Here is a 17,551-nt window from a genome sequence, read left to right as displayed (position 1 = left end):
AGATTATGCAAATTGTGATTTTAAACAGCAGTGACGATGTCGCGTCATATGGCGCCAATATTTTTATTCAGCAACTGCGACGCAAGCCAAGCTCTGTGTTGGGTTTGGCTACGGGCTCGACGCCGCTGGCCTTATACCATTTATTGATTGGTGCTAATCAAGCTGGCGATGTCTCGTTTGCCCAGGCGACCAGCTTTAACTTAGATGAGTATTTAGGCCTCGATGGTCAGCATAAACAAAGCTATCGCTACTTTATGGATCAGCAGTTGTTTGAGCATATCGATATTGATAAGCAGCGTACCTTTGTGCCGCCGGGTGATGCTAGCGATCCGATTGAGGCCTGCGAGCGCTATGAATGCCAAATAGCCCAAGCGGGTGGCATCGATATCCAGCTGCTCGGCATAGGGCGTAATGGTCATATCGGCTTTAATGAGCCGTCATCGGGCTTAATGTCGCGCACGCGAGTGAAAACCCTCACCAAGGCGACGATTGAAGATAATGCCCGATTTTTCTCAGCCGATGAATATCAGCCCCATCTGTCGATCACCATGGGGATAGGCACCATATTAGACGCGAAAAAAGTATTGTTGCTCGCGACGGGCGTCAATAAAGCTGCGGCGATTAAGGCAACGGTAGAGGGTGCGCTGAGTGCATCGTGTCCGGCTTCGGCCCTGCAACTGCACCGTAATGCCATGTTAGTGCTCGATGAAGCGGCGGCCTCTCAATTGGACGATTGTGATTTCTATAAACATATTGAAGCGGAAAATCAAAAACTACAGGTAAGATTAGCCAAGGGCTAACAGACTCTGGGCTGCAGGGTTAAGGTCTCTTTGGGGTTATTTAAGCTTCCAGCACTCCTTTAACTTAATGGTATTCATCATCTTTAAGGTGCCGGGTCTACAGCCTGCGCACTTTTTATCGGCTATCAGCGTGTTATTGCCCATCAGCGGTTAAGACTGACGGCCGCAAGGTCACTCACATTGAAGCCCTTTTTTACTTTGACAGATAAGCTCTAACGGCTTGTTACTAGGGTACTGGGCATCTGCGGCTTGAGCGGACAGTGCAAAAAACGCCTAAAATCGACTACGCTTGACCGTGCTATGTTAGCCGTGTCTGTTATAATCGCGGCCTAATTTTTATGAAGCTGCTACCTGATTGAGTAACGCCCCATGGATAAGCCTGAGATTTTTACCCCCGATAGCCCGTCACCTGCGTCAGTTGTGACCCGCTCAAACCGCCTAGAGTTATTGGCCCCCGCCAAAAATGCTGACTTTGGTATTGAAGCCATTCGCCATGGTGCCGATGCGGTGTATATCGGTGGCCCAGCCTTTGGGGCGCGTGCAACCGCGGGTAATAGCGTCGAAGATATTGCCCGTTTGTGCCAGTTTGCTCACCAATATCATGCGCAGGTGTTTGTCGCCATCAATACCATCTTGATGGATGATGAGCTAAAAGCGGCCGAAAAGCTGATATGGCAGGTGTATGAAGCCGGCGCCGATGCACTTATCGTGCAAGATATGGGCATATTGCAGCTCGACATTCCGCCTATCGCCCTGCATGCCAGCACGCAAATGGATAACCGTAATCCAGAGAAAGTGGCGTTTCTTGAGCAGGTGGGTTTTTCGCAGGTGGTGTTAGCGCGAGAACTAGGATTAAGCCAAATCCGCGAGGTGGCCGCCAATACCAATATGCAGCTGGAATTTTTTATTCACGGCGCCTTATGCGTGGCCTATAGCGGCCTGTGTAATTTAAGTCATGCCTTTAGTAATCGCAGCGCTAACCGAGGCGAATGTTCTCAGATGTGTCGTTTGCCTGGCGATCTTAAGACCCGTCAAGGTGAGGTGCTGGCACAAAATGAACACCTATTGTCTTTAAAAGATAATAACCAAACCGATAATTTAGAAGCGCTTATCGATGCCGGTATTCGCTCATTTAAAATCGAAGGGCGCTTAAAAGACTTAAGTTACGTTAAAAACGTTACCGCCCATTATCGCCAAGAACTCGATAAAATTATCGCGCGTCGCCCCGAGTTTGTTGCCTCAAGCCATGGCCGCTGTGAACATAGCTTTACCCCTAATACCGAAAAAACCTTTAACCGCGGCAGAACCGACTACTTTGTTAATGACCGCAGCCAAGGGGTGAGTGATTTCCGTTCGCCTAAATATATTGGTGAAGAGGTCGGTAGCGTGGTGGCGCTGGGTAAAGACTATATCCAAGTGGGCTCGACCCATGGGTTTAATAATGGCGACGGCCTGTGTTATTTCCCGCCCAATTATGAAAAAGCCAAACAGTCAGACGATAAACTACAAGGGCTGCGAGTCAATCGCGCCGACGGCGATAAACTGTATGTGATTGCCGTACCGGGTGACCTTAAAGTGGGCGCAACCTTATATCGAAACCATGATCAGGCGTTCGAAACGCTGCTGGCTAAAGAGTCGTCTAAGCGCATTATTAACGTCGATATGACGTTAGCCGACACCCATGATGGCGTAGCCTTAACCATGACGGATCAATATGGTATTAGCGCCAGTGTAACATTGCCCATGGATAAGACGCCGGCTAGCGATCACGATAAGGCGCTGCAAAATGTGCGTAAACAGCTATCAAAGCTCGGCAGCACCGACTTTAATGCACGTCAAATCACTATCGACACCGCCAGCCCTTGGTTTATGCCAGCCTCGGTATTAAATGGTCTGCGCCGTGACACGGTGGTCGCCCTTGAGCAGGCTCGTATCGACGGTTATCAGCGTCCTAAAGCGTGGAAATATAACCAAGATGCGGTTTACCCAGTAAAACACTTAAGCTTTATGGGCAATGTGGCTAATGAGCAAGCCAAGGCGTTTTATACCCGTCACGGGGTGATTGAGATTGAAGACACCTACGAGAAAAATGGTATCAGCGATGATGCGCCCTTGATGGTGACTAAACATTGCTTACGCTTTAACTTTAACCTTTGCCCCAAAGAGGTGCCTGGCATTAAGGCCGACCCTATGATTTTGGAGATCGGCAAGGATGTGCTAAAACTGGTATTTGACTGCCCTAAGTGTGAAATGATGGTGGTCGGTGCCAATCGGCAAGTATAGGCGTCTCTAAGCGCCACATTCACTGACTTAAGGAAAAGATCATGGGACTGTTAGATGCGCTAATGGGCAATGCTTCAGAGGTTGATTTACAGGAGTTGGCGGCCGAGCTAGGCCCCATTATGGGCGACAATGAGCAGCTGGCTTTGGCCTATCGCGTGGTGCGCGATATGTTTGTATTTACCAATAAGCGCCTCATTTTGATAGATAAACAAGGGGTAACGGGGAAAAAGGTCAGTTATCACTCTGTGCCTTATAAGGCCATTACTCACTTTCAAGTGGAAACTGCCGGAACTTTTGATATGGACGCCGAATTAAAGCTGTGGATCTCAGGGCAAAAAGAGCCGCTGGTTAAAGAGCTAAAAAAAGGCACCGATGTGGTAGGGATCCAAAAGACCATAGCGAACTTTTCGCTCTAGTGTGACCGCGCGCCTCTAGTGAGTGCGCCCCACTAAAACGCCTAAGGCATTGATATGCTTTAGGCGTTTTTTTTCTACGCCATGGCGCGGCAGCGATTATCTTTTTTTAAGGCTTAAGGCTTAAGGCTTAAGGCTTAAGTCTTCAACCTTCAAGCTCAACAGGGACAGGCTTAATACAAAGTGGTACTGACTAGCTGCTGGTAATTAAACGCGCTTATTTAACCTCTTGTGAAATAAAAGGTGATCAAGCGCGGTCTTACTGTCCATCGTATTTAATTGATAACGTTTAGCGGAGTTCATCGTGAATTTTAAAGCACTATCACTATCAGCATGTTTAGTTTCAACCATGGCAGCAAGCGGCGCGGTTCACGCAGAAGCCTCTGGCTTGGACTTTATTAATGTATTTGAAAAACTTGCGGGTAAACAGCCGGGTGTGCGTAAAGGCCATGCCAAAGGGGTGTGCGCCGTAGGTGAGTTTACCCCTACTGATGCGGGTGGTCGCTATTCTAGTAGTGCCCTATTTAATGGTGAAAAATCCACGGCTAACATTCGTTTTTCAATGGCGGGCGGCAACCCTGCGGCCAATGAAACCGAGCGAAGCCCGCGTGGAGTGGGAGTTAAGTTCACCATGGCCGATGGTAGCGTGCACTACATTGCAGGCTTAACCACACCAGTCTTTCCGGGTAAGTCACCCGAAGTCTTTTTAGGTTTACTTGAAACCTTAGTGCCTAACGAACAAGGTAAAGTCGATTTTAGCCAAGTGGCGCAGTACCGTCAGGATCACCCAAGTACCTTGCCGCAGTTTAATTGGCTGCAAGCCAATAATCCGCCAAGCTCTTATGCATCGGTCAATTATCACGGTATTCATGCCTTCTACTTTGTCGATGACCAAGGTAAGAAAACTAAGTTTAAATGGCGTTTAGTGCCGACCGAGGGGCAGCAACTATTAACCGAAGCGCAGATGAAGCAGTTGCCAAACACCTTTTTAGCCGACAAATTGAAAGAGGAGCTAAGCCAAGGTCCGGCCAATTTTGAGCTGCAAGCGGTTATCGGTCAGGCCGATGATGTCACCAATAATCCATCACAAGCGTGGCCAGAAGATCGTGAAGTGATCACCTTGGGCACATTGAGTATTACCAGCAGCGGCGATAACAGCTGCGACTTGATTAACTTCGACCCAAATGCGTTGGCTCAAGGGGTTGAGTCAAGTGATGACCGTATTTTACGTTTGCGCTCAACCGCTTATGCTATTTCTTTTGGTAAAAGATTAAGTGGCCAATAAGCCTATTTAATGACGGATGTTAGCTAACTTAAGTTAACACCCCTTTAGCACAAGATAGTGATATTAAAAAAGCCACGCCATGAACATGGGGTGGCTTTTTAATGGTGACTTTTTACTGGTTAATCATCAATACACCGCTGGGTTATTGCATGGGACGGTATACAGCAGACTACCACTCAAATGGTTAGTCTTGCTTGATGGTGTTGACGCCATCAGGGGTGCCGACCAAGAGCACATCGGCGCCGCGCTGAGCGAATAAGCCGTTAGTGACCACGCCGACTATCTGGTTAATCTTCTCTTCTAGCTCTTTGGGGTTAACGATCTTCATATTATAAACATCTAAGATCACGTTACCGTTGTCGGTCACCACACCTTCACGATACACAGGATCGCCACCAAGCTTAACCAATTCACGTGCCACATAAGAGCGCGCCATAGGGATCACTTCCACAGGCAGTGGAAACTCACCCAATACATCTACCTGCTTAGTGTTGTCGACGATACAGACAAACTTTTTCGCCACTGCCGCAACAATCTTCTCACGTGTTAACGCTGCACCACCGCCTTTAATCATATCCATATGACCATTGATTTCGTCGGCGCCGTCCACATATACGGCTACATCGTCAACGGCATTAAGATCGAATACAGGAATACCCAAGGCTTTCATTTTTTCAGTCGAGGCTTCAGAGCTCGATACTGCGCCTTCGATATCGGCCTTTGATGGTGGCTAAGGCATCAATAAAATGGTTGACGGTTGAGCCTGTACCGACGCCGACTATGGTGTCTTTCTCAACGTATTGTAGGGCTGCCCAACCAGCTGCCTTTTTCATTTCATCTTGAGTCATAAGGAGTTCCTGTAAGGATAAACGAATCTTTTGTCACTATTATACTCATAGTTGTTAGTAGAGGTATGTGAAATGCTGCTGTTTGTGTAACTTAACTTAAGTTAGATCTCAGCAACTGCGCATTACGGTGTTTTTTGCTGGTAACGGCTTTAACTGGGGCGTAATTTAACACTATATCGATGCCTTAGTGATATGGCGAAAGACGGCATCGTAACAACTCAAATTAAAGGAGAATCTATGGCTGGTGCAAGTTTGTTAACCTTGCTCGATGATATTACCACCATTTTAGATGACGTCGCGGCCATGAGTAAGATGGCTGCACGTAAAACCGCAGGGGTATTGGGCGATGATTTAGCGCTCAATGCCCAGCAGGTTTCAGGCATTAACGCCGATCGTGAACTGCCTGTGGTTTGGGCGGTGGCTAAAGGCTCATTGCGTAATAAAGCGATTCTTGTGCCGGCGGCCTTGTTGATCAGTGCTTTTATTCCTTGGGCGGTGACCCCATTATTGATGTTTGGTGGCCTGTTTCTCTGTTATGAAGGGTTTGAGAAGGTTTATCACAGCGCAACTCAGCTCCATGAGCCGAGCAGCGAGCCTCATGTCGATATTGCCGCGCTCGATCTGCAAGCCTATGAAAAACAGAAAATCAGTGGCGCGATTCGTACCGACTTTGTGCTGTCAGCCGAGATCATTGCCATCACATTGGGCGTGGTAGCCCACACTAGCTTTATGACCCAGGTGGTGACCTTAAGCGTTATTGCAGTGCTGATGACCATAGGGGTTTATGGTTTAGTGGCGGGAATTGTGAAACTTGATGATGCTGGCCTGTACTTAAGCCAGCGTCAGGGCGAAAGCCTACTGACACGCTTAGGGCGACGTTTTGGCCACAGTTTGGTTAATGCAGCGCCTTATTTGATGCGCGGCTTAACCGTGGTTGGCACCATCGCGATGTTCATGGTGGGGGGCGGCATTTTAACTCACGGTATTCATAGCCTGAGTGAACTGTTTAACCAGTGGGCAGTTGTGGTGGAGCAGTGGGCGATGGTCGGGCCGGTATTGAGCTTTATCACCCCAAGTGTGCTTAATGCCTTGTTTGGGGTTGTCGCAGGTGCCATTGCGGTATTGCTTATGTCTGGGCTCAGTAAGCTGCGCTCGTAACTGCGTACTCGTCATATACGCTGGTGACCCGGCCATGTTTATCAACGCCGCCCTCATGGCGGCGTTTGGTTTTATGTTGGGCGGCGGTTCATTTACCTTATTGCTTGTTCAGTTGTCATAAAGGCTTACACTTTCAGTAGTGTGGCGCACAGTTTCACAAAGTCCGATGAGGTGATGATCCCCTCAATCTTATTACTGTCGTTCACAACGGGTAAACATCCTAATTTATTATCAATAAAATAATCGACCACCTCGGCTAGCGGCTCATCGGCGCTGAGCTGTTGAAGCTGTTTCTCCATAATGTCTGCCACTAAGGTTTTACGTTCCTTGCGATCGAGCCCGTCGGGACCATAGGCGCTAAGCATGTGGATGACGGTGGAGATCATCTTCTTGTGAGTCAATATGCCCACCAATCGCCCGTCATGCTCACTGACGACGGGTAAGTGGCGAACCCCACGACTCTGCATCAATAGATGAGCATCTTTGGCGGTCGCCTGATCGCTGATACAGACTAGGTCGGTGCTCATAATATCGCTAACACGCATGGTGTTTTCCTGCTGCTGTCATTCTATTTTTTTGATGATAACAGTAATGCCTTATTCATTAAATGTCTGTTTATTAAATTATAATTTCATTTTTGATACTTAATCTTGAGCGCTAATGTGTGATGGGGTAAAACGTTTTAGATTAATTAATCCCCAATGCCCCCCTGTAATAACGTTGCAATATTGTTAATAAATACTTATCGTCATTAGACCTCTTACCAAGCGCCGAGCATAACTTAAGGTTATTGCTTTGCCATGCTTAAGCTGTACTCCTATGACGTGAAGTGTGTTTCGCCAGGATAATCGGCATCAATATAAGAATAACCATGAAAGGGATAACAATGAAAATACACTATTCACGCCGGGATTTTTTAGCCATGTCGGCTAAAGGAGTGGGCGCCGCGGTCATCTCCTATGGCTTAATGGGCTGCTCAAGCAGTGACGATGATGAGCAAGCTAACGCTGCCCGGGGGGAATTTCTCAATGGGGTTGCCAGTGGCGATCCCACTCACGAGGCGGTGATCCTGTGGACCCGAGTCACGCCAGAGGTTGAGGGGGAGCTTAATGTCAGTTGGGAAATCGCTACCGATGAAGGCTTTAGCAATATTATTGGCAACGGCGAAACCACCACATCTGCCGCGCGCGATTATACGGTGAAAGTCGATGCCATCGGCCTGATGTCGGGCACAGCGTATTATTACCGTTTTAAATGCGGCGAGGTTTATTCCGAGGTCGCGATGACCAAGACCTTACCCGAGGGCGCAGTGGAGCAAGTTAAATTAGCGGTAATGTCGTGTGCTAACTTTCCTGCAGGCTATTTTAATGTGTATCAACTGGCCAGTGAAATAGCGGGGCTCGATGCGGTGATCCACCTAGGCGATTATATCTACGAATATGGCCGAGGGGGTTATGCCAGTGAAAATGCCGCCGAGCTTGGCCGGGAAGTGTTACCCGCCGGTGAGCTGTTAACCCTTAGCGATTACCGTACGCGCTACGCTCAGTACCGCAGTGATGCCGCGTTAAATGCCCTACATGCCAAAGTCCCCTTTATTACGGTGTGGGATGACCATGAAGTGGCCAACGATAGTTGGGCTGATGGCGCAGAAAACCACAATGCTGATGAAGGGGATTTTGCAGCGCGCAAAACCGCCGCGCTGCAAGCCTATTTTGAGTGGCTGCCTATTCGTCCATGGTCAGAGGGCAATCATCAAGAGATCTATCGCTCATTTAGCTTTGGCGACTTGGTCGATTTACATATGCTCGATACCCGCCAATTAGCGCGTGATAAGCAGCTCGATTATGCCGACTATATCGATGATGCCAGCAATACTATCGACAGCGCGCGCTTTATGGCCGATGTCACCAGTGATACCCGCACTATGTTGGGGGCTGAACAGTTGCAATGGCTGCAAGCTTCGCTGCTTAATGCCACAGGCAAGTGGCAGGTACTGGGCCAGCAAGTGTTGATGGGCAGTATGCTGTTGCCAGCGGCTATCGCCACCCAAAAATTGTCTGTGTACCAATACGCCGAGTTGGGGGCCTTAGCGCAACTTGCCGCGCGGGCACAGGCTGGCGACCCCACTTTAACAGCGCAAGAGTATAGTTATTTGATTGGTAATCAGCATAAGCTGACGCCCGAAGTGATGGCGTTGTTACAACTGCCCGCTATTCCCTATAACTTAGATGCTTGGGATGGTTATGCCTATGAGCGAGAGGTGATTTTAGCCACGGCAAAAGCCAAAGGCGCTAACTTAGTGGTGATAGCCGGTGACACCCATAATGCCTGGGCGAACGAGTTAACCGACAGCCATGGCGACAGTGTGGGTGTAGAGTTTGCCACCAGTTCGGTCTCATCTCCAGGATTGGAGTACTATTTAGGTATTGAGGCCGATCAGCAAAGTGTTACCGAGGCGGGCATTGTTGATCTGGTCGAGGGGCTGAAATACACCAATCTGCGCGATCGCGGTTTTATGGTGCTCAGCTTCGATCACTATCAGGTTCGAAGTGACTGGCATTATGTCGACACCTTAATGTCGCCAGACTTTAGTGAAGCTAGCGATAAACAGGCGAGCGCCATCACTCAAGTGGGTGAGGTGAGCATCACGCTGGTGTAAGCCCCTCGCTTGATAAGCGCATCTTAGTCGTTACTTGTTGGCTTTACTGTTTATAAAAGTGAACCTGCCCTGCAGTTTTAGTGATTTAGTCCTGCAGGAGCGGGGTTTTTAGTATAAAATCCAGCTCCAAAATCCCGTAGCCATTTTTTAATCGTTTTGAGTCTCAATTCGATATTCTTGTGCTACGTTGAATTTGGGCAAAGGCTAATCTTTTTAGATTACACTTTACCCAGTCGAATACTAAATATAACAAGATGGGGACGGTCAGATGTCAGAGAAACGCTTTATTACTGCACAGGAGTTGCTTGAAGATTCCTTTCGTTTAGCAGCACAAGTTTTTGACAGTGGTTTCAGGCCACAATTTATTGTTGGGATCTGGCGTGGTGGTGCTCCAATAGGCATTGCGGTACAGGAATATTTTGATTTTAAAAAGGTCGATACCGATCATATTGCCGTTAGAACCTCCTCTTACTATGGTATTAACCAGCAGAGCAAAAAGATCAAGGTGCATGGTTTGCATTACATTGTTGAAAATGCCAATGCCGATGGGGGATTATTGATTGTCGATGATGTGTTCGATTCTGGCCGCAGCATTCATGCGCTTAAAACCAAGCTCCAAGAGCTGATGCGCCTTAATATGCCAACCGATGTGCGTATTGCTTGCCCTTATTACAAACCTAAAAACACCGCAGTTGAGCTAAAGCCGGATTACTTTATCCATGAGTCTGATGATTGGTTGGTGTTCCCACATGAAGTGTCAGGCTTGTCACAGCAAGAGTTGCTAGAGGGCAAGAGCGATCTGAAAAACATTAAAGAGCTGTTTATGTAAGCCCTTTAAGCCCCTTAGGTTTACCACATAAGGTTTACCGTATCGGGGTTACCCTATCGTGTCGGTCTAGTCCGTCACTTGATAATTCTGTCGGTAGCCGATATAGCTTGATGTTAAGTGTGCTGAAGCGATTAAAAATGCCACCTTTTTAGGGTGGCATTTTTTATGTTATTGACGCAAGGGCTGCTGGATCGTGATACAAGCTTGTTCATCCTCGATAGCCTGCTTCACGCCACGCCGAGTGACCGGGCTCAAGTTGGGCTCGTTATTAAGCAAACGCGACAAGCGCGCCACGCTAGCGTAAGAGCATTCTCGCGGCAGTAAAAATTGGTTGTAGGCCTGCATAAAGCGGGCGCTATTACGTTTATCTAGCTGCGCAAGCTCATTTAAGCGTTGCTCGGCGGTTGCTTGGCTAAGGGCTTTTTGCTCGCTAGGGTAAAGGTAGGGCATGATGCGCAGCAGTTTAGCCAACATCAGGCTATCGGCATCGGCGTTATGCTGCTGTATGCGCTCAAACCATTGGCGTTTTTGCGCTGCAATGGGCTGCGCAACTTCGGCGCTCAGGGCTAGGATTTCCGCTTGCGGCGAAGTGTCGCGCAGCTTTTCTTGCTGTAATAGTCGCTGGGCGCCTATGGCATCGTAACGATTAAGGTGGATCACCATGGCCCAGCGCAGGGAAGGCGTCAGCTCAACCCCAGTGAGCTGCTCGGTGCCGTTAAGCAGTGCACTTAGGTGCTGCTTAGCCTGATGGCTGAGCGCAAAATCAATATAGGCCTCAAGCCACAAGCGTTGGATTTCAGGCGTAGCTTGAGTGGTCATGGTCAGGCGCAGACTCATCTGCTCCAATGCCCTTAGCGCACGTTGGCTGTAATGCTGCCGATTGGGACTCATCTGCTCAAGCTGCGCCTTGGCTTGCCTCAACTGACTTAACAGAGGTTGTAATACCTGAGGGGCATTCTCTTGCGGCGCGTTGATAAATACACTACCAAGAAACCTGTCGAGTGTGAGCTCGCCCCGAGTGACGCTGTGCCACAGGGTTTGCCACAGCATGATGCGCAGCTTGGGCTCGTCGATTTTACTCAGATGCAATAGCGCCGTCGTTAAGGATTGTGGGTCAAGTTGTACCTGCACATATCCCCAATCTTGGTAGTTGGGAAACACCAAATCGGGACAGCGCACCCCTTGCAGCCGCTTAATCTCGGTGTCGCTACCGCTGTAGGTGGTTGCCACGACCAAATTGCGATGCAATGCGTCACGGCCCAAGGTAAACAGCCCCAGTTTAACCTTTTGTTGCCGTAAGGTGGGGTATTGCTCGCTGGCACTCTGGTGTAGATTAAAGTGGCTGATGCGGCCGTTGCTGCACTGGAACTGCGCCTCGATACGGTTAACGCCAGCCTGGTAGAGCCACTGCTCGGCCCATGTTGCTAACGGGCGTTTTGCCGTCAGGCTCAGGCTCACGATAAAATCGTTAAGGTTGGCATTGCCAAAGCGGTGTTGATCAAGGTAGTGCTGCAGGCCTTGCTTGAAAGCGGTGTCGCCCACCAAGTAATTGAGCTGGGTTAACAGAGCAACGCCTTTGCTGAGCGTGGCTGGATTGACGCTTGGCTCAATCTCTGCGGTACTTATAACCGCTTGTTCTAGCGGGGTTAGACTGTACTTGTCATCGAGCTGGTAAACATTGTGTATGTCTTGATACCAAGCGGGGGTGGAAGCGTCTGCAATCATCGCCTTGTTGGCCAGTAAAATAGCTAGGCTCTGACTGAGCCAAAAGCTGTCCCACCAGTTTAAGGTCACCAAATTACCCACCCATTGCTGGGCTAAGGTGCGTAAATTGAGTGACAAGGAAGGCGTCACATCAATACCCGTTTCAGCAAAGGTGGCGTTGGCGGCATTGGCCATCGCCTGCGTCGGCAGGTGTGGCACCAGAATTTGGTTGTAATGATTAAAGGGATAGTCGACACCAAACTGTTGACGGTAGAAAGTGAGTCCTCGCTGGGTTTGCGCCAGCCAAGTGTCGGCGTCTATCTGGTGGGCAATCGATTGCCGCGCCAGCAATCGCAGCGTCAGCGATGCTTCATCCGACTGCCATTGATGATATGGGCCCGCGATAAGCGAAAATGTATGCGGGCTCAGCGGGGGGCTCGGCGCAAAGAACCATTGGCTAAGGTCAGTACCGTGGCGTTGTTCTTGCTCCGCGGCCGCGCTGAACACTCGCCAGTCGCTGGGGGCAGTAACCGAGAGTTGAAACACCGCTTTTAAGTTGGGCTGATCGAACACCGGCATCATGCGCTGGGCGCTGGCCGGCAGCAGGTGGCTATAGAGGTATCGGCGACCGTCAACGGCATCGATAGCTTGGATCAGTCCCTGATCGCCTATGCTGTATGGGTGGCTATAACTGAGACTGACTTGATTACTCCCACGATTAAGCAGCGAGGGCGAAAGGCTTAGATGCTGACTGTCGTAATTGGGATAGAGGCGCTGGCCATTAATCGTTAGCTGGTGCAGCCGCGCCTGATGTAAATCCAATAATAAGGGCGCGTCGTTGTCATTTAAGTTAAAGCTGATGGTGGCCTCACCACGAAAGTGCTGATTATCACTGAGATCTAGCGCCAATTGATAGTGAATATCACTGATGCGATTGGCTCGCGAGCGTGCCTGCTCGGCGCTGATGGTGGCGTTATCTTGTGCTTGGCGAGCAGGCTGCGTCGTGGGTGTACTTTGACATGCGCTGAGCAATAGCGCCACGGCGGCCATGATACACAAGCTCAACAGAGGCTTTTTCTGTTGAGCCGGTTTGCGATGTCGCAACGCGAGAATGTTGTGAGCCATTATTAAGTTGTCATTAGCAATTTGGGCTGATGTGATCGGAAGGCGATGTATCACCTGCCATAAAAAAACCAGCACGTTGCTGGTTTTTTAAGGCAGGAAAAGATCACAAACCGAGGAACGACTTAGAACGCGTCTTACGGATCTCTTTTTCATCAGACCATTCAATGAGGCCCGTTTCGAGATCCATTAAACGCATGGTCATCTTGTAGTACACATCGGTGGTGCTACCGTCTTGTTTAACTATGCTCGACAAGTTGCCATACAGCATAAACTGCGCGCCGATTTGGCGACCAAAATTAATGGCAGTTGAAGGGTCAACCATGCCAGAGTTATTTTGGTAATCCAGTTGCTTACGCACACTGTCTACCTTCGTCATGTCGATAAAGCGGAACTTACCTGAGCGCAGTAACTTGTTGCTGATCGAATCGGTTACCGATTCGGTATCAATATGCTCAGAGGTTTTATTTTTGATCTTGTCGACAAAAATAATGGGACGATCGTTGGCTGTCATTGCCACTACGGGCGGGAAAGTCAACATGCTGTCGACCATTTTGGCGGTGATCGCTTGCAGATCGGTGGAACCGAAGTTTTCATTTACGGTTTCGACTTCAGTAGCATCACCGTATTGAACCCGCGATTGACAGCCCGCTAGGCCAATGGCCACAGCAATGATAAAAATGAGCTTGAATTTTTTCATAAACATACCGATTCCTGTAATGAGGTTAAATGATTATTGAATAAAAGCGGGTGTAATTACCAGTATCAATTATCCAAATTAATGTTGTTCTGCCACTTTGTACATCTATCGTCTGCGCCTGACCTTGGTCGAGTTGGATAGCATAACGGCCAGCATCCACATAATCGCGGGCGATTTGTGCTTGTTTGGGCAGGGTTAGCCAGCTGCGTCGGTCGGGTTGTTCGGTGACGACATTAAAAATTTGTATGGCAAGCGCCGCCGCATCGAATTGATTGTTAGCCTTTTTTGAGTCGCTTCGTACCCGTCTTGCCATTTCTGATTTAGCGTAAATGCGAGCCGCTTGGCGAAACAGCGCGGCGGGCAACTCCTCTTTTAATGCTGTGATGGCTAAGGCGTCGATGTTGGCGAGTGGCGCGGCGGTTAAGCGGCGCTCAAGGCCATTAATCTGTGCGGGCCGCACAGGAGAGCGGTCGGGGTAATAGGTGGCTAATGATGCCGTTTGCCAATTGCCATGGATAGAAAAAGGCACGGTAAAACTTTGCTTTTCTGGGACAAAGTCGCGCTCGACTAATAACACCACTTGTCCTTGCCCTGCGCTGGCGGGGTTAGCATCGCCCCAGCGGCGAACAAAATCATCCGCTTGCGGCATTGACAGTTGCTTGGCTAATCGGACTAAATCTTGTTGCAGATAAGGGTTGTCTGGGGTAATTTGCGCCGCTTTGCGATAATCGATAAAGGCATCGTTAGCCTCGCCCAATAACTCGTACAGTAACCCTGTGGTGTAATAACTGTAGGCGTTTAAAAACGAGCTGGTGGTGCTGCCCGCTGCTTGTCCCAGTTTGTTGACCTCGGCATCTATGGTGCCGTTGGCCATCGACTGCACTGCTTGCATCGACTTTTGATAACGGGCTTGTTCTGAGCTTTGCAGTTGATTACTGCGCCGAACTTCCACTAAGGCGGCTTCGCTGTCGCCACTGAACAGGTAGTTCAGTGCTTGGTACTGATGCAGCATGATGCGCTCAAACCCAGGCCCACGATAAGGGATCACATTGTCGTTAATCAACAGGCTAGAGGCTTTGGCGCCGGTATCCGAGATGCTGAGGGTAGCTTGCTCATCAAAGGCTTGATAAGCGTCAATCGCCTTATCGTAATAGCCTTTACTGGCGCTGAAGTCGCCCCCTATTTGCGCTACTCTGCCAGCTTCTTGGGCGTATAACAATTTATCTGCGCCGTTTATTTTATCATCCAGCTGGTGGTAGATAGGGCTGGTGGTGGGTCGATTTAATGCAGCTTTTATCGGGGCGATTTGCGACGGGTAGCTAATGAATACGCTGTTAAAGGCGCAACCCGATACACTGAGACTGACGAGCATAATCATAACGAGTCGTTTCATCAGGTTATTACCTTAAGATGATGAATGTATAGGGTTAACAGCATGTCAGTCTCGCTCCCTTGCGCTAGCGTCTATCGCGATAACTTACCGGAGTGGCGGGTAATCGCCACTCAGAGCATCGATTTAGTAGTGCGGTGGCGGCGTTTCATCCGCGGGATTAGCCATATTACTTGGCTCAGATTGCTGCACCTTATCGACCAATATACGCAGCTTTTCCTGCTGTTCATCGACAATGGCATTAAGCTTAATGACCTGTTGATCCAGTGCTTCGATAGTACTCTCTTGAAACGCAAGTTTCATTTCAAGTTCTTCAATTCGTTGTTCTAGTGGCACCAATAATTTCCTCTATAAGGGCGGCATAGGCCAAGTTTCCAGTAGACCATTGCTACTAATGCTACTGACCTGATGATGGTTATCTTCAGCTACTGAGTATACAACGGCTCCTTTGATTTGGGCATGCTCTGTGCGACTGACTCGCCAATTAACCAGCATTTTTCCATCTAAAACTCGCCAGACACTCACTTCTCTAGCCGGAGTGCCCGTTAGTAACTTGCTGTTGTCACGAGTAAAGCGTGCATTGGAAAAATTATGGGTGCGCCGATGAATATTGAGTTGGCTGTGTTGGCTGCCATCTTGGGTGTTCCAAATGATGGCTTGATTGGTGCTGTCGGAGGCAAAAGCCAGCTCACCTTGCAGACTCAAACTGACATTAATCACCCGGCTGGGCAGCGACCAAGTATGTATCGGTTGGCCTGTTGTCGCATGCCAGAGGATCACTTGGTTATCATTGGCTCCCGAGAGGGCAAGTTCACCATTGCGTGAGATGGCCACGCTGTTGACTTTTTCACTGTGGCCCAGAAATTTGATCAATCGATTTTGGCTGGGCGCCAATGACATCACGCTACCATCGGTGAGGCCGATTAACAGGGCGCCGCTATCGGCAATCGCTACAGTTTGTCCGTTAGCAGGTAAAGACCACCATCCAAGTGAGCGACCATCTTCGATGCTCCACAGCGCCACTGAGTCGCGACTCAGTGAGGCGGCGTATTGCTGATTGGCAGAAATTGCGGTGTCGATGGCTTGGCTTTTTTGCTCACCGTGAAACCAGCGATATTTCTGGGTGTGCGTGGTTAAATCCCACAATTGTAAATCGCTATTGGCGGTGCTGATCAACAGATAATGCGCATCGTCAGACAGGGTCGCGCTATAACTGGGTTGATTGATAATAACGGTCGTTTCAGGCTGTGGTTGGCAGGCGGTGATAAATAATGCACAAATTAGCAGCACAGTGAAACTTTTCATGAACTTGCTCCGCAATATATTGTCTTTAGCTCAAGGCGATTACATTGATGCTGCTTGTCACTGCACAGGTTCTGTAGAGCGAATTGACCACTGTGATGGCGCTGGCTTAACATCGATAATGTAATTGGTATATGTTAATTAACTAGTATAAAGTGGTTCGTCTTAGAAAAGTAAGGTTATTGTAACCACAAGAAAATGCTGAGGAAGCTTTTAATGAAGTCGATTTATAAAATGTCACTGGTCGCGCTAGCAGTGGTTGGTTTAACCGCTTGTAACCAAGAGCAACAATCAACAACCGCAGCAGAGGTTAAATTAGAAACCACGCAGCAAAAACAAGCGTATAGTGTTGGTGCTTCTATTGGTAAATACATGTCAGGCCATATTAAAGAGCAAGAAGAGTTAGGCTTAGCTGTTGACCGTAGCCTCATCATCACAGGGTTCAGCAATGGTTTGAACGATGAGCTCAAGCTGACCGAAGAAGAGATGCAAACCGTATTGCAAAGCTTAGACGAAACCTTAAATGAGAAGCGTCAGGCACAGGCGACCGCCATGGCTGAAAAAGCCTTGGCAGAAAGTGCGGCATTCTTAGCTGAAAACAAAGCCAAAGAAGGGGTGACGACTACAGAGTCTGGCCTGCAATATGAAGTACTTGTTGCAGGTAGTGGCGATAAGCCAGCAGCGGAAGACACAGTAGAGGTGCACTATGTCGGCACTCTGATTGACGGTACCGAATTTGATAGCTCAGTTGCTCGCGGCGAACCTGCTAAGTTCCCACTGAACCGGGTTATCCCTGGTTGGACCGAGGGTGTTCAACTAATGCCTGTAGGCGCCAAGTACAAGTTTGTTATTCCAGCTGAATTAGCCTATGGCAATCGTGACACTGGTACTATTCCAGCTAATTCAACGCTGATTTTTGAAGTTGAATTACTCTCTATCGAAAAAGCCGTTGCAGCGGCTGAAGCCAGCGAAAAATAGTCGCTGACTCGATATTGAATAAAGGGCGCTAAGCGCCCTTTTTTGTGGCTATAATTTGGCTTATACAGAGGTGATTCATA

The 17,551-nt window shown here is 48.8% G+C and carries 14 protein-coding genes and 1 pseudogene; 8 read left to right on the top strand and 7 right to left on the bottom strand.

Going from position 1 to position 17,551, the window contains the following annotated elements; all coding sequences use genetic code 11:
* Positions 1 to 5 precede the first annotated feature (5 nt).
* The 4 genes from nagB to AC5YBZ_RS14425 all read left to right on the top strand — a co-directional run bounded on the left by nagB (position 6) and on the right by AC5YBZ_RS14425 (position 4,781).
* Complete coding sequence (nagB, locus tag AC5YBZ_RS14440; RefSeq protein WP_494523915.1) at positions 6 to 800, top strand: glucosamine-6-phosphate deaminase; 795 nt, start codon at positions 6 to 8, stop codon at positions 798 to 800.
* A 369-nt stretch (positions 801 to 1,169) separates the two neighbouring features.
* Positions 1,170 to 3,083, top strand: coding sequence for a peptidase U32 family protein (locus tag AC5YBZ_RS14435; RefSeq protein WP_494543106.1), 1,914 nt, complete (start codon positions 1,170 to 1,172; stop codon positions 3,081 to 3,083).
* 41 nt (positions 3,084 to 3,124) lie between these two features.
* On the top strand, positions 3,125 to 3,499 hold the full coding sequence (locus tag AC5YBZ_RS14430) for a PH domain-containing protein (protein WP_475514829.1): 375 nt from the start codon (positions 3,125 to 3,127) through the stop codon (positions 3,497 to 3,499).
* A gap of 301 nt (positions 3,500 to 3,800) precedes the next feature.
* Positions 3,801 to 4,781 (top strand): catalase family peroxidase, encoded by a 981-nt coding sequence (locus AC5YBZ_RS14425; RefSeq protein ID WP_494523913.1) that lies wholly within the window; start codon positions 3,801 to 3,803, stop codon positions 4,779 to 4,781.
* A 184-nt stretch (positions 4,782 to 4,965) separates the two neighbouring features.
* On the opposite strand, the pseudogene rpiA reads toward AC5YBZ_RS14425, so the two are convergent.
* Positions 4,966 to 5,629, bottom strand: a pseudogene (rpiA, locus tag AC5YBZ_RS14420) (ribose-5-phosphate isomerase RpiA).
* Between the two features lie 237 nt (positions 5,630 to 5,866).
* Between rpiA and AC5YBZ_RS14415 the strand changes: the two are divergent.
* Positions 5,867 to 6,787, top strand: coding sequence for a DUF808 domain-containing protein (locus AC5YBZ_RS14415; protein ID WP_494543105.1), 921 nt, complete (start codon positions 5,867 to 5,869; stop codon positions 6,785 to 6,787).
* A gap of 125 nt (positions 6,788 to 6,912) precedes the next feature.
* Here the strand turns inward: AC5YBZ_RS14415 and AC5YBZ_RS14410 are convergent, their stop codons facing one another.
* Positions 6,913 to 7,332: a CBS domain-containing protein gene (locus tag AC5YBZ_RS14410; protein WP_494523912.1), complete on the bottom strand. Its 420-nt coding sequence runs from the start codon at positions 7,330 to 7,332 to the stop codon at positions 6,913 to 6,915.
* Positions 7,333 to 7,673: 341 nt separating this feature from the next.
* Between AC5YBZ_RS14410 and AC5YBZ_RS14405 the strand changes: the two genes are divergently transcribed.
* Together AC5YBZ_RS14405 and AC5YBZ_RS14400 are read left to right on the top strand one after the other, a co-directional pair.
* Positions 7,674 to 9,446, top strand: a complete 1,773-nt coding sequence (locus tag AC5YBZ_RS14405; protein WP_494543104.1) for an alkaline phosphatase D family protein — start codon at positions 7,674 to 7,676, stop codon at positions 9,444 to 9,446.
* A gap of 268 nt (positions 9,447 to 9,714) precedes the next feature.
* Positions 9,715 to 10,275, top strand: a complete 561-nt coding sequence (locus tag AC5YBZ_RS14400; RefSeq protein ID WP_494520933.1) for a phosphoribosyltransferase — start codon at positions 9,715 to 9,717, stop codon at positions 10,273 to 10,275.
* Positions 10,276 to 10,443: 168 nt separating this feature from the next.
* Here AC5YBZ_RS14400 and pepN read toward each other — a convergent pair whose 3' ends face one another.
* From pepN to AC5YBZ_RS14375, 5 genes are all read right to left on the bottom strand, one after another.
* Positions 10,444 to 13,104, bottom strand: coding sequence for an aminopeptidase N (gene pepN, locus AC5YBZ_RS14395; protein WP_494543103.1), 2,661 nt, complete (start codon positions 13,102 to 13,104; stop codon positions 10,444 to 10,446).
* 103 nt (positions 13,105 to 13,207) lie between these two features.
* The gene (gene lpoB / locus AC5YBZ_RS14390; RefSeq protein ID WP_119977742.1) at positions 13,208 to 13,801 is read right to left on the bottom strand and encodes a penicillin-binding protein activator LpoB; all 594 of its coding nucleotides are present in this window, start codon (positions 13,799 to 13,801) and stop codon (positions 13,208 to 13,210) included.
* Positions 13,802 to 13,826: 25 nt separating this feature from the next.
* Positions 13,827 to 15,194, bottom strand: a complete 1,368-nt coding sequence (locus AC5YBZ_RS14385; RefSeq protein WP_494543102.1) for a COG3014 family protein — start codon at positions 15,192 to 15,194, stop codon at positions 13,827 to 13,829.
* Positions 15,195 to 15,317: 123 nt separating this feature from the next.
* The gene (locus AC5YBZ_RS14380) at positions 15,318 to 15,530 is read right to left on the bottom strand and encodes a SlyX family protein (protein ID WP_110457257.1); all 213 of its coding nucleotides are present in this window, start codon (positions 15,528 to 15,530) and stop codon (positions 15,318 to 15,320) included.
* A gap of 9 nt (positions 15,531 to 15,539) precedes the next feature.
* Entirely contained in the window at positions 15,540 to 16,496 is a 957-nt protein-coding gene (locus AC5YBZ_RS14375) for a WD40 repeat domain-containing protein (protein ID WP_494543101.1), read from the bottom strand.
* Between the two features lie 213 nt (positions 16,497 to 16,709).
* Between AC5YBZ_RS14375 and fkpA the strand changes: the two genes are divergently transcribed.
* Positions 16,710 to 17,471, top strand: coding sequence for an FKBP-type peptidyl-prolyl cis-trans isomerase (gene fkpA / locus AC5YBZ_RS14370; RefSeq protein ID WP_494543100.1), 762 nt, complete (start codon positions 16,710 to 16,712; stop codon positions 17,469 to 17,471).
* Positions 17,472 to 17,551: the final 80 nt, after the last annotated feature.

It is taken from the genome of Shewanella sp. 553 (assembly GCF_059338375.1).
Note: the sequence above shows the minus strand (reverse complement) of the source record. Positions and strands in the feature narration are given on the sequence as shown.